Origin of the sequence: Variovorax glucosi (assembly GCF_051216695.1) — a bacterium.
Taxonomy (GTDB): Bacteria; Pseudomonadota; Gammaproteobacteria; order Burkholderiales; family Burkholderiaceae_C; genus Variovorax.
In genome coordinates, this window is the sequence record NZ_JBPJZE010000001.1 from 1,135,230 (window position 1) to 1,148,022 (window position 12,793).

Genomic DNA, 12,793 nt, shown 5'->3' on the forward strand with positions numbered 1-12,793 from the left:
ATCGCTGGCGCCGGCGGGGTTCGACTCAGCGATTCGGTGCGGAGGTGCCGCTGCCGGAGCCGCGCAAGGCGCGGAAGAAGTCGGAAGAAGCCGGATCGACCACCAACACATCGCTCTTCTTGTTGAAGCTCTGCTTGTATGCGTCGAGGCTTCGATAGAACTGCGCGAACTGCGCATCGCGGCCGAACGCTTCGCTGTAAGCAGCGGCAGCCTGCGCGTCGCCCTCGCCCTTGATCTTCTGGGCTTCGCGATAGGCGTTCGCCACGGTCACTTCGCGTTGACGGTCGGCGTCGGCACGGATCTTCTCGCCCTCGGCGAAGCCGGTCGATCGGAGCTCGTTGGCCACGCGCTTGCGCTCGGCTTCCATGCGTCGGTACACGGACTCGGTGATGGCTTCGACGTAATCGACGCGGGTGATCCGCACGTCGATGATGTCCACGCCCCAAGGCTTTGCACCCTTGACGACAGCCAGCACTTCGCGTTGTACGTCGGCCATCAGCGCCTCGCGGCGGACCGAGATCAGGTCGCGCACGGTGCGCTTATTGACGTTTTCCTGGAACGCGTTTCGCACCACGCGGTTGAGCTGCGTCGCACCGGCGTTCTCGTCGAGACCGACGTTGCGGATGTATTCCGACGGGTTGGAGACGCGCCAGCGCACATACCAGTCGATCACCACGCGCTGCTTCTCGGCGGTGAGCATCGGCTCGGCTTCCATGCTGGACAACGTGAGCAGTCGCTTGTCGATGTACGACACGTTCTGGAACGGCGGCGGCATCTTGAAGTTGAGGCCGGGCTCGGTGATCACGCTCTTAATCTGGCCGAGCTGGTAGACGATGCCGAACTGGCGCTGATCGACCACGAAAAGTGTCGAGCTGAGCAGCGCGAGCGCCACCAGGATCGACGATGCGATGAATCCGATTCTGTTCATGTTCTTGATTCCTCGACGATCAGCGTCCGTCGCGGCCGCGCGAGCGGTCGTCGCGCACGCGTGCGTCGTTGGTGGTCGCCGTTGCCGGAACCGAAGACGATTGCGACGAAGCCGCACCCACCACGTTCGGGCTCGCGCCGTCGGCAGGGGCTGCCGTCGTGTTCGCGCCAGCAGTCTGCATCAGCTTGTCGAGCGGCAAGTAGAGAAGGTTGGTTCCCTTGCTCGAGTCCACCAGCACCTTGGTGGTGTTGGCATACATCTGCTGCATCGCATCGGTGTACATGCGGTCGCGGGTCACCTGTGGCGCCTTCTGGTATTCGGCCAGCACGGCGGCGAAGCGGGAAGCATCGCCCTGAGCCTGCGCAACGATGCGCGCCTTGTATGCCTCCGACTCTTCCTTCAGTCGCGAAGCCGCACCCGTGGCACGCGGAATCACGTCGTTGGCATATGCCTGCGCTTCGTTCTTGGCGCGTTCGCGCTCCTGACCGGCTTTGAGCACGTCGTCGAATGCAGCCTGGACCTGCTCCGGTGGGCGCACACCGCCCTGCTGCAAGTTGATGTTGACGACTTCGACGCCCACTTGATAGCGGTCGAGGATCGTCTGCATCAGCGTGCGAACGCGCGGGGCGATCTGGTCACGTTCTTCCGCGAGAGCCGCGTCCATCTTCATCTTGCCGACGACTTCGCGCACGGCCGTCTCGGCAACCTGCACGACGGTATCAGCAGGCGCCTTGCTCTCGTACAGATAGGCACGCGCGTCGCTCAAACGGTATTGAACGGCGAACTTGATCTCGACGATGTTTTCGTCTTCGGTCAGCATGGCCGACTCGCGCAGGCCGGTCGAGCGCACGATGCTGTCGCGACCGACGTCGGTCGAGCGGATCTGCGTGACGACCACCAGTTCATGGCGCTGGATCGGATACGGCAAGCGCCAGTTGAAGCCGGCGCCGACCGTGGTCTTGTAGCGACCGAACTGGGTGATGACAGCCTGCTGGCCTTCGTTCACGATGAAAAAGCCGGTGCCCAGCCAGATCAGGACGGCGACGAGCGCCACCAGACCGAGACCGTAACCCGCATTCTTCATGTCGGGCTTGAAGCCACCACCGCCGCCGCTGCCGGACCCGTTGTTGCCGCTCGGACGATTGTTTCCGCCGCGTCCGCCGCCGAAAAGGCCACCGAGCTTGCGGTTGAAATCACGCCAAAGCTCGTCCAGATCGGGTGGGCCCTGGTTGGGTCCCTGTCCGCGGGGACGATTGCCGTTGTTGTTGTTGTTGCCGCCGTTATTGCTGGGGGGCGGCTGATCGGCATCGGGCCGGTTTGCCGCCGGGCGCTCTCCGTTGGACGAAGGCTCGTCGCCTCGGCCCCAACGCCCGTCGTTCAGGTTGAACATGCCCCTAAAGCGGCTCCACACTGGCTTTGCATTCATTCGATTCGCTTCTATGTCAGTGGGGCGATTGTGCCCAATCAGTCGGCCGCATCGTGCAATTCAGCACCCGTGTCCAAGGGCATGCCCTCCGTGACTACGCCAGAACGAGTCGCAAGCTCCGCGCGCAACGCCGGCAAACCGACGCCGCTGTGCGCGCTGACGAAAATGCGGGGAATCCGCACGCCGTCGACTTCCATCTCGTCCTGCATCTGGAGCGGCTGCTGTGCGCTTTCAAGTGCGTCCAATTTGTTAAATACAAGCAATTGCGGTACATCGCCGGCACCGATCTCGTGCAGAACCCTCTGAACCTCGGCCATCTGCTCGGGATGATGCGGATTGGATGCATCCACCACGTGCAGCAGCAGATCGGCATCGACGGCTTCCTGCAGCGTTGCCTTGAAGGCGTCGACCAAGCCGTGCGGCAGATCTCGGATGAACCCGACGGTGTCCGAAATTGAAGCCTGGCGTTTTGCATCACCCAGATAAAGATGACGCGTGGTCGTGTCGAGCGTTGCAAACAACTGGTCTGCCGCGTAGGCACGTGCTTTGACCAGCGCATTGAAGATCGACGATTTGCCGGCGTTCGTATAGCCGACCAATGAAATGTTGAAGGTCTCGCGGCGCTCGCGCTGCCGCCGCTGCGTGCCGCGTTGCTTCTGCACCTTTGCCAGCCGCTCCTTGGTGCGCTTGATCGATTCGCTGATCATGCGCCGGTCGAGTTCGATCTGCTTTTCGCCCGGACCGCCGCGCACACCTGCACCGCCGGTCTGTCGTTCCAGATGCGACCATCGCCTTACCAGTCGCGTGCTGAGGTACTGCAGACGCGCCAGCTCGACCTGCAACTTGCCCTCGTGGGAACGCGCACGTTGAGCAAAGATTTCGAGAATGAGGAAGGTCCGGTCGTAGACGGCAATCTCCAGCTTCCGCTCGAGGTTGCGCTGCTGTGCCGGGCTGATCGACTGATCGAAGATGACTTCGCTGGCGCGATGCATTTCGGCCAGCTCACGAATTTCGTCGGCCTTGCCGCTGCCGACAAAAAGCGCTGCGTCAGGTGCTTTTCTCTTGCAGACGATGCGCTCGACCGGCACGAGCCCGGCGGTTTGCGCCAGCAGGCCGAGTTCTTCCAATTCGCTATCGAAATGCGGCAATCCGAAGTCGACGCCCACGAGAATGACGGCGCCGTCCTGGCGGGGTATAGATTCAGACAAGCGGAATCAGGCCTTGCAGTAAAAACGAATGAGGGCGACGGATGTGAATCCGTCGCGAAACATGTCCGTCAGGCAGCTGCGTCGTCGTTCTCGGCAGCCGAGAAGTTGACCGCGCGTCCGGGCACGATGGTGGAAATGGCATGTTTGTAGACCATCTGCGTCACCGTGTTCCTTAAGAGCACGACGTATTGATCGAAAGATTCGATCTGACCCTGAAGCTTGATGCCGTTGACCAGGTAAATGGAAACCGGCACGTGCTCCCGACGCAAAGTGTTCAGGAACGGGTCTTGCAAAAGTTGCCCTTTGTTGCTCACGATATTCTCCGTGTTCAAGGAAAAGTTATTGGACTTTGGACCTTAACACAGCGATTCTGCGCTGCAGCAATTGAGACCAAGGCCCTGACAAAATAACGGCACTTCAATGCTGGAACTTTAGCGAGCCCGCGAACTCAGCCCTTTTCCTTGTCGGCGTAAGGATTGTGAGACGTCTTGAACTCTATGCGCATCGGCGTGCCTACGAGATCGAATTCCTTTCGGAATCGGCCTTCGAGAAAGCGCTTGTAGGAATCTGTGACGTGCTCCAGGGAATTGCCGTGAATCACGATGACGGGCGGATTCATCCCGCCCTGATGCGCATATCGGAGCTTTGGCCGAAACATGCCGCTGCGTTGCGGTGCCTGGAATTGCACCGCTTCCAGTAAAAGCCGCGTCAGAACAGGCGTCGACATCTTCCGTGTTGCCGACTTGTGCGCCTGCGCAATGGCTTGCCACACCGGCCCGAGACCCTGGCGCTTGATGGCGGATATGAAATGCATCGCGGCGAACTTCAGGAACGGCAACCGCGTTTCGATCTGGCGCTGGAGCTGTTCGCGCTGGTAACTGTCGACGGCATCCCACTTGTTCACCGCGATCACTACGGCGCGACCCGATTCCAGGATGTAGCCGGCGATGTGCGCATCCTGATCGGTTACGCCCTGGGTTGCGTCGAGCAGCAGCAGCACGACATTGGCCGATTCGATCGCCTGAAGCGTCTTGACCACCGAGAATTTCTCGATCGCCTCGAAGACCTTGCCCTTGCGCCGCAGACCGGCGGTATCGATGAGCTCGAAATGCTGGCCGTTTCGCTCGAAAGGCACGGTGATAGCGTCACGCGTGGTACCCGGCATGTCGAAGGCGACCAGCCGCTCCTCGCCGAGCCACGTGTTGATCAGCGTCGACTTGCCGACATTCGGGCGTCCGGCGACGGCCAGCTTGATCGGCTTCGCCTCGCCGTCGTCTTCCTCGTCGTCTTCCGGGTCCGGCAGGTTGAGCGGTGCCAGCGCCAGATCGACCAGATCGCGGATGCCCTGTCCGTGGGCGGCCGAAACGCCGTGTACGTCGCCGAGGCCGAGTTCGTAAAACTCGACCAGCTTGGTACCGTCCTGCATGCCTTCAGCCTTGTTGGCTGTCAGCACGCACGGCTTTCCGAGCCGGCGCAGTTCTTTGGCGATCTCGTGATCCTGTGCGGACAGGCCTTCGCGGGCATCGACCACGAACACGACGACATCCGCCTCGGCGACGGCCTGGCGCGTCTGCTTGGCCATTTCCTTGAAGATGCCGCTGCCCGCGTCGGGCTCGAAGCCGCCGGTGTCGATGACGATGAATTCATGACGGCCCTGGCGGCCGTTGCCGTAATGGCGGTCCCGCGTCAGTCCGGCGAAGTCTGCGACGATGGCGTCGCGCGTCTGCGTCAGGCGGTTGAACAGGGTCGATTTGCCGACGTTGGGACGCCCGACCAGGGCGATGACTGGCTTCATGGCCGGGCCTTCACGTAAAAGTTATTCAGGGCGATAACCGAACACACCGCCGTTGCGGGTGACGATCACGACCGTATTGCCGGCGAGTACCGGCGTCGCTGCGATGGGCGAACCATCGGGCGTCAGGCGATTCAGCATCTTGCCGTCTTCGCGCGAAACCAGAAGCACCAGCCCGGTGTCGTCTCCGATCACCAGGGAGCGGCCGACCGCGAGCGGCGCCGTCAACGTCCGATTCCTGAAGATCTCCGTCGACCAGGCGCGTTCGCCGTCTGCACGGCGCCATGCCGTCACATTGCCGTTCGATTCGGTGCCGTAGACCAGGCGATCGTCTCCGCTCACACCGACGGCGCCCGATGCGGCCTTGGTCCAGAGCAGCACACCGCGCGACGCGTCGACACAGCCGACATTGGCGTAGTAGGCGCGGGCGCAGATGGTTTCGCCGTCGCGGCTGACCGGGCCGGTCAGATCGACCAGACGTTCGACGTCGTTCGTGCCGCGCGGTGCCGCGATCGGCGACTCCCAGCGCGACGTACCGTTCGCCGGATTCATTCCGACAAGCCGGCCACCCACGCCCGCCACCAGCGTATCGCCGACCGCCAGCATCACGCCGGGCCGCTTGAGGACAAGATTTTCGGCCGTGCGGGCCTGCGACCACAGCCGGCGTCCGGTCTGGCCGTCCCAGGCGGTGATGGTGCGATCGCCGGTCTGCACGAACACACGGCGACCGGCCACCAGCGGGGCCGTGTAAGCCTGCGCGCTCAGTCGCTGTTTCCAGAGTACCTTGCCGGCTTCGAGTGCAACGAGTTCGTTGTCGCGCGTGACGACTGCCGCCACGGTCCCGTCGCTGCCGACGCCTGCCGTCAGCGGTGCACCGGCATTGGCGCGCCACATTTCCTGACCCGAACGCGCGTCGATCGAAACCACGACGCCTTCGGCAGACGCGACGGTGACGGTGTCGCCGCTGACGTTCGTCTGCAACGGAAATGCCACCGACGGAACGCGCAGCGACCAGGCCTGGCGCACGCCTAACAGAGCAGGGTTGGCGCCGAGCTCGGCCGGCTTCGGCTTGCTCGTACCCGAACAAGCGGCAAGCGCGGCGACCAGAATCGAAGCGGCTACGACGCGCAACGCCAATGAAAGCGTCGGCAAACGGTGGGTGTTTTTCATGGCTTCGGTCACTGACTCGTTCACTGTTTGGCCAGGTTTCGGGTGTCGACACCCACGGCATTCAGCTTGATCTCCACCAGCCGGCGGTAATCGGTACGGGCTTCCAGCCCTGACCAAGCCTTCTGGTATTCGGCCTTCGCCTCGTCCCGCTTGCCCTGTGCCATGTAGATATCGCCCTTGCGATCTGCAACGAGCGGCTCGAATTCCTTCGGCGTCGGACTGGCGAGCTGCTTCAGCGCTTCGTCATAAGCCTTGGTGTCGAGCAATTCCGCCGCAAGGCGAAGCCGGGCAATCGCCTGATAACCGGGATCGACGGCGTTCTGCGCAACCCAGTCGAGCGCGGCGCGCGATGCGTCGCCCTTGTCTTTCTCGCGCAGCGTCTTCGCCGCCAGCAAGCCGGCCTGCTGCGCATAGGCTGTGCGTGCGAACTTGTCCTTCATTACGTTCAAGGCTCGCTCGATGCGCTCGGCATCGCCGGCCTGCGCGCTGCGCTCGACTTCGTCGTAGAGCGCCGAAGCCTGCGCAGCCTTGCTGCGTTGGAAGTAGTTCCAGCCGTTCCAGGCCATGAACGCACCGGCGGCAAGCAGCACGATCCATGTGATCAGCGTGCCGTACGTATTCCAGAAATGCTTGAGCTGGTCGAGCTGTTCCTGTTCTTCGAGATCGAGATGGGTTGCCATGCGCTGTCAGTTGTTGGGAGCCGGGGATTGTAGGGTGACGGCCCAGGCCGCCAGATCGGCGAGCGGCCGAGCGGTCTGCGCACCGCCACCGTCGCGAAGCGACTTGACGGTGACCTCGCCGCGCGCGAGTTCATCTCCTCCAAAGACCAGCGCATACGCGGCACCGCTGGCATCGGCCTTCTTGAACTGCGACTTGAAACTGCCAAGTCCGTCGGCCGTTGCCGCATGCATCTGCACCCGAACGCCGGCATCGCGCAACTGTTGCAGCGTCCGCAGGACGACAGGCATGGCGCCCGCTTCGGGCACCACGGCGTAGACATCGGGCACGGACATCGGCACCACCGTGCCCTGCTCCTTCACGAGATCGAGCACGCGCTCCACACCCATCGCCCATCCGACTGCCGGCGCCGGCTTGCCGCCGATCTGCGCGATGAGATCGTCGTAGCGACCGCCCGCGCACACGGTGCCTTGTGCGCCGAGGCGATCGGTGACGAACTCGAACACGGTGAGGTTGTAGTAATCGAGCCCGCGCACCAGTCGCGGGTTGATCGTGAAGGCGATATCGTTGGCGCGCAGGATGGTCTGCAGGCCTTCGAAATGCTTCAGCGACTCGGCGCCGAGAAAATCGAGCAGCTTGGGTGCCGCCTCGACCACTTCCTTCATGGCCGGATTCTTGGTGTCCAGAATCCGCAGCGGATTGCTGTGCAGCCGGCGCTTCGCGTCTTCGTCGAGCGCTTCGGCGTGCTGCTCGAAGTGCCTTATGAGTTCGGCGCGGTGCGCCGCGCGCTCGGGCGGCTGACCCAGGCTGTTGAGCTCGAGCCGGACATCGGTCAGGCCGATCCTTTTCCAGAGCGCTGCAGCGAGCAGGATCAGTTCTGCGTCGACATCGGGCCCGGCAAAGCCAAGCGCCTCGGCGCCGATCTGATGGAACTGACGGTAGCGCCCGCGCTGCGGCTTCTCGCGGCGGAACATCGGGCCGGTGTACCAGAGCCGCTTGGGACCGTCGTACAGCAGGTTGTGCTCGATCACCGCGCGAACCAGGCCGGCGGTGTTCTCGGGTCGCATTGCCAGATGCTCGGCCTGGCCATGCTTGTCGGAGCGGTCCTCGAAGGCATACATCTCCTTCTCGACGATGTCGGTCACCTCGCCGATGCCGCGCACGAACAGTGCCGTGTGCTCAAGGATCGGCGTGCGCACGTTTCGGTACGCATAACGCGCCATCAGGTCGCGCACGATGGCCTCGAGCCACTCCCAGCGCGCCGATTCGATCGGCAAAATGTCGTTCATGCCTTTGACGGCACTGAGTTTCTCAGCCATGGCTTCCAGGGATCAGGGGAATGTCAGACGGCAGCAGGCGTGCGGCCGAAGCGCTTTTCGATGTATGTCTCGACGAGCTGATGGAACTCGGCGGCGATGTTGTCGCCGCGCAGCGTCAAGGCCTTCTCGCCATCGATGAAGACCGGCGCTGCAGGCGCCTCGCCGGTGCCCGGCAGGCTGATGCCGATGTCGGCATGCTTGCTTTCGCCGGGACCGTTGACGATGCAGCCCATGACGGCGACCTTCAGGTTCTCGACGCCGGGGTATTTCTTGCGCCAGACCGGCATCTGGTTGCGGAGGTAGTCGTCGATGGTCTTCGCCAGCTCCTGGAACGTCATGCTGGTCGTGCGACCGCAGCCCGGGCATGCGGTCACGCTGGGCACGAAGACGCGCAATCCCAGGGCCTGGAGGATCTCGTTCGCGATCAGCACTTCCTGTGTGCGCGCTTCGCCCGGCTGCGGCGTGAGCGAGACGCGAATGGTGTCGCCGATGCCCTCCTGCAGCAGGATCGACAGCGCCGTCGCCGAGGCCACGGTGCCCTTGGTGCCCATGCCGGCTTCGGTCAGGCCGAGGTGCAGTGCGTAATCGCAGCGTTTGGCAAGCTCGCGGTAGACCGAGATCAGATCCTGCACGCCGCTCACCTTGCAACTCAGGATAATCTGGTTGCCGTCCAGGCCCATCGATTCCGCAAGTGTCGCCGAGTCGATCGCCGAACTCACGAGCGCTTCGTACATGACCGATTTGGCTGCCCACGGCTCATCGCGGCGGCTGTTGACGTCCATCAGATGCGCGAGCAGTTCCTGGTCGAGGCTGCCCCAGTTGACGCCGATACGGACCGCCTTCTTCCAGCGAACCGCAGCTTCGATCATCTGGCCGAACTGCTTGTCCTTCTTGTGGCCCTTGCCCACGTTGCCGGGATTGATGCGGTATTTGCTGAGCGCTTCGGCGCAGGCCGGGTAATCGGTCAGCAGGCGATGCCCGTTGTAGTGAAAATCGCCGATCAGCGGCACGTCGATGCCCATGCGGTCGAGCTGGTCGCGGATGTACGGTACCTGCGCCGCCGCTTCAGGCGTGTTGACCGTGATGCGCACCATCTCGGAACCGGCGATCGCCAGTTCCTTGACCTGGATCGCTGTGCCGATGGCGTCGACCGTGTCGGTGTTCGTCATCGATTGCACACGAACCGGCGCATCGCCGCCGACCGTGACGACGCGCGGGCCCCACGTCACGCTGGCCTGGCGGGAGCGCCTTGCCTTGGGAGCCGCGGGCTCGATGGCTTGCTGAAAATTCATTATTTGACTTCGAATCGCGCCACGCCGCCCGAGCCGGTCACAGAAGCCAGCTCGAAGGCCTTGCCGCGTACTTTCACATCGATTCCCGACGCGCGACCGATAACGACCGACATCGGGAGCTTGCCGGACAAACCAACGGTTTCGCCGGCCTTCAGCGTACGGCGGAGCAATTGCCTGCCCCCGGTTTCGTTCACAGTAATCCAGGATTCAGTGCGGGCCGTGAACACCAGCACGTCTTCGGTTGACGGCGCTGCCGCCGAGGCGTCGGCAAGCGCAGCGGATGCCGCAGTCGCAGATGCCGCGGTTGCGTTCGTGGCCGCATTCGTGGTCGCGATCGAAGCCGTCAGCGGAACCGATGGCGTCGTGCCGCCCAGCGATGGCGTGGTCACGGACTCGAGCACCGTGCCGGCGGGTGCGACGACGACGGTCTCCGAAGTCGCGTTATTCGCAGCTTCGACGGCAGGCGTACCCGACAAAGAGGCACTCAAACGCCCGAATACGCCTTGGGGCAGCCAGAACAGCAATGCAGCGGCGACCAGCAACATAGCCACCACGACGAGCACGGCCCGCGAAGGCAAGCCGCCACCACGGCCCGAGCGCGGCGCACCGGAGCGAAAGCTGCTGCTGATGGTCTGGTCCGCATCGGCCAGCCCGGGTCGCAGTGCGCCGGGAAGCTTGGCCAGCACGGGCGCAGGATCGACGCGCAACGCACGGCACACGCTGGCCGCGAGCGCACGCGCAAATACCGGGTCCGGCAGCGAATCGATGTCGTCGTCTTCCAGCGCCTGGAGTTTCTTCGTCGGTACCTTGAGAGCCGCGGCTACGACGTCGATGTGCAATCCGTGCGCCTCTCGCGCTTCGCGCAACATGCCGCCGGCCGTCAGGTTGGTTCTGTCGCCGGGCGTCACCAGAGGCGCCGCAGCCGAGTTGCCGAATTCGCTTGCCCGTTCAATCATCGAAATTTCCGCGTTCATAGGCGAGTGCTTCACGCGATTGCGGGAAGCGGCGCTGCAATTGACCAGCAAGCTGCGTCATGGCCTCGCGATTGTTGAGTCTCCGCTCGATCCGGATGCCGAGCCACAGCGTCTCGGCGTTCGCCGAAGGACTGTTGTTGACGCGGCGCACGTAAAACTGCGCACGCGACCATTCGTTGCGTTGCACCATCAGCTGCGCGAGGTTGAATCCGACGACCGGATTGCCCGCGTCCAGCTCGTAAGCCTGCATCAACACACGCTCGGCCTCGACGCGGTTACCCGCCCGAAGCTGGCACAGGCCCTGCGTCATCAGCGTCTTGGGTCGCTCGGTGTAACCCGGCACGGCCAGCGCCAAGCCGAATTGCTGGCTCGCATCACCGAACCGGTTCTGCTGACACAACAACCAGCCGTAGTTGTGGAGCGTGTTCGGCTCGCGCGGATTGATTGCAATGGCGCGCCTGAAACTGTCCTCGGCAAGCCCGGCATCGTCCAGACGCATGTAGATCAGCCCGCGCAAGTTGTAGGCGTCGGCATAACCGGGATCGATCACCAGCGATTGCTTGACCTCGTCGAGCGCGACTTCCGGCTGCCCGGCCTCGAAGTAACCGATGGCCAATTCCATGCGCAACCGTGCGCGCTTGCGCAGCGCAGGCTCGTCCGATGCGGTAACGATGTCGGCACCGTTTCCTGCCGTGCTTCCGCCCGTGCCGCCCAGGGCTCGCGAAGAAACCCCGCCCTGGCCGACGCAGCCCGACAACACCAGCAGCGACAGAAACGTGCCGAACCACCCGAACCAGCTCGCGGGCGCATGAAGAACGAGACTCATGGCGTCAATGCTCCTGCGGCCGCGTGGGCGCCGCAGCGACGGTCTTCACCGGATGCAGCACCACGGTACGGTGCGGTAGCCGCCGCTCGGCCATGCGCTCGGCGGCGCGGGTGCGGTCCTTCACGTCGCCGGCAAGCTGCCCGCAGGCCGCGTCGATATCGTCGCCGCGCGTCTTGCGCACCGTCGTCACCAGGCCTGCTTCGCTCAGGATCTTTGCGAATGCGAGCACCTGCGGTCGCGGCGAACGCAATAGGCCGGAAGCCGGAAACGGGTTGAAGGGGATCAGGTTGAACTTGCACGACACGCCGTGCGTGCGCACCAGGTCGACTAGCTGTCTTGCGTGCTCGGGCTGGTCGTTGACACCATCCAGCATGCAGTATTCGAATGTGATGAAGTCCCGAGGCGCATGTTCGAGGTAGCGCTTGCACGCCTCGAGAAGTTCGGCGATCGGGTATTTGCGGTTCAACGGCACCAGATCGCTGCGCAACGCATCGTTGGGCGCATGCAGCGAAACCGCCATCGCCACCGCGCAGTCGTTGCCCAGCCGGTCGATCATCGGCACCACACCCGATGTCGACACCGTCACGCGACGGCGCGACAGCCCATAGGCGTTGTCGTCGAGCATGGTGCGCAGCGCGGGAACCAGCGCGTTGTAGTTCTGCAGCGGCTCGCCCATGCCCATCATCACCACGTTGGAGATGACGCGCTCGGTGCGCTTCAGATGCTTGCGGAGGAAATGCTCGGCGAACCAGAGCTGCGCGACGATTTCGCCGGTCGTCAGATTGCGGCTGAAACCCTGGTGCCCGGTCGAGCAGAAACGGCAGCCGACCGCGCAGCCTGCCTGCGACGAAACGCACAGCGTGCCGCGGTCGTCTTCGGGAATAAATACGGCTTCGACGGCATTTCCGTCGCCGACGTCGAACAGCCACTTGATCGTGCCGTCCCTGGATTCGTGTTGCGTGGTGACCGGCAGCGCTTCGATGCGCGCCGTGGTCGCCAGCTTTTCGCGCAGCGACTTCGCCAGATCGGTCATCTGGGTGAAATCGCTGGCGCCCCGCTGGTGGATCCAGCGGAAGAGTTGAGTCGCGCGAAAACGCTTCTCGCCCAGCCGTTCGCAGAACGCGGCCAAACCTTCCAGGTCGAATTCGAGCAGGTTGGCAGTGGTCGTCATTGCGTGGGC

12 protein-coding genes are annotated in these 12,793 nt (G+C 63.4%); all 12 read right to left on the reverse strand.

Going from position 1 to position 12,793, the window contains the following annotated elements; translation table 11 throughout:
- Window positions 1–25: 25 nt before the first annotated feature.
- Window positions 26–928, reverse strand: coding sequence for a protease modulator HflC (gene hflC, locus ACSFA3_RS05395; RefSeq protein ID WP_435504349.1), 903 nt, complete (start codon window positions 926–928; stop codon window positions 26–28).
- A 19-nt stretch (window positions 929–947) separates the two neighbouring features.
- Window positions 948–2,318, reverse strand: coding sequence for an FtsH protease activity modulator HflK (gene hflK / locus ACSFA3_RS05400; protein WP_435504971.1), 1,371 nt, complete (start codon window positions 2,316–2,318; stop codon window positions 948–950).
- Window positions 2,319–2,392: 74 nt separating this feature from the next.
- Window positions 2,393–3,562: a GTPase HflX gene (gene hflX, locus ACSFA3_RS05405; protein WP_435504350.1), complete on the reverse strand. Its 1,170-nt coding sequence runs from the start codon at window positions 3,560–3,562 to the stop codon at window positions 2,393–2,395.
- A gap of 68 nt (window positions 3,563–3,630) precedes the next feature.
- Entirely contained in the window at window positions 3,631–3,876 is a 246-nt protein-coding gene (gene hfq / locus ACSFA3_RS05410; RefSeq protein WP_012747311.1) for an RNA chaperone Hfq, read from the reverse strand.
- A gap of 134 nt (window positions 3,877–4,010) precedes the next feature.
- Window positions 4,011–5,357, reverse strand: coding sequence for a ribosome biogenesis GTPase Der (gene der / locus ACSFA3_RS05415; protein WP_435504351.1), 1,347 nt, complete (start codon window positions 5,355–5,357; stop codon window positions 4,011–4,013).
- A gap of 21 nt (window positions 5,358–5,378) precedes the next feature.
- Window positions 5,379–6,524 (reverse strand): outer membrane protein assembly factor BamB, encoded by a 1,146-nt coding sequence (bamB, locus tag ACSFA3_RS05420; protein WP_435504352.1) that lies wholly within the window; start codon window positions 6,522–6,524, stop codon window positions 5,379–5,381.
- 20 nt (window positions 6,525–6,544) lie between these two features.
- Window positions 6,545–7,204 carry a YfgM family protein gene (locus tag ACSFA3_RS05425; protein ID WP_435504353.1) on the reverse strand — a complete coding sequence of 220 codons (660 nt, stop codon included), beginning with the start codon at window positions 7,202–7,204 and terminating at the stop codon, window positions 6,545–6,547.
- Between the two features lie 6 nt (window positions 7,205–7,210).
- Complete coding sequence (gene hisS / locus ACSFA3_RS05430; protein WP_435504354.1) at window positions 7,211–8,521, reverse strand: histidine--tRNA ligase; 1,311 nt, start codon at window positions 8,519–8,521, stop codon at window positions 7,211–7,213.
- Between the two features lie 23 nt (window positions 8,522–8,544).
- Window positions 8,545–9,813, reverse strand: a complete 1,269-nt coding sequence (gene ispG / locus ACSFA3_RS05435) for a flavodoxin-dependent (E)-4-hydroxy-3-methylbut-2-enyl-diphosphate synthase (protein WP_435504355.1) — start codon at window positions 9,811–9,813, stop codon at window positions 8,545–8,547.
- Entirely contained in the window at window positions 9,813–10,769 is a 957-nt protein-coding gene (locus ACSFA3_RS05440; RefSeq protein ID WP_435504356.1) for a helix-turn-helix domain-containing protein, read from the reverse strand. The genes ispG and ACSFA3_RS05440 overlap by 1 nt, the downstream gene beginning before the upstream one ends.
- Window positions 10,762–11,613, reverse strand: coding sequence for a type IV pilus biogenesis/stability protein PilW (gene pilW / locus ACSFA3_RS05445; protein WP_435504357.1), 852 nt, complete (start codon window positions 11,611–11,613; stop codon window positions 10,762–10,764). The genes ACSFA3_RS05440 and pilW overlap by 8 nt, the downstream gene beginning before the upstream one ends.
- Window positions 11,614–11,617: 4 nt before the next feature.
- On the reverse strand, window positions 11,618–12,784 hold the full coding sequence (rlmN, locus tag ACSFA3_RS05450) for a dual-specificity RNA methyltransferase RlmN (protein ID WP_435504358.1): 1,167 nt from the start codon (window positions 12,782–12,784) through the stop codon (window positions 11,618–11,620).
- Window positions 12,785–12,793: the final 9 nt, after the last annotated feature.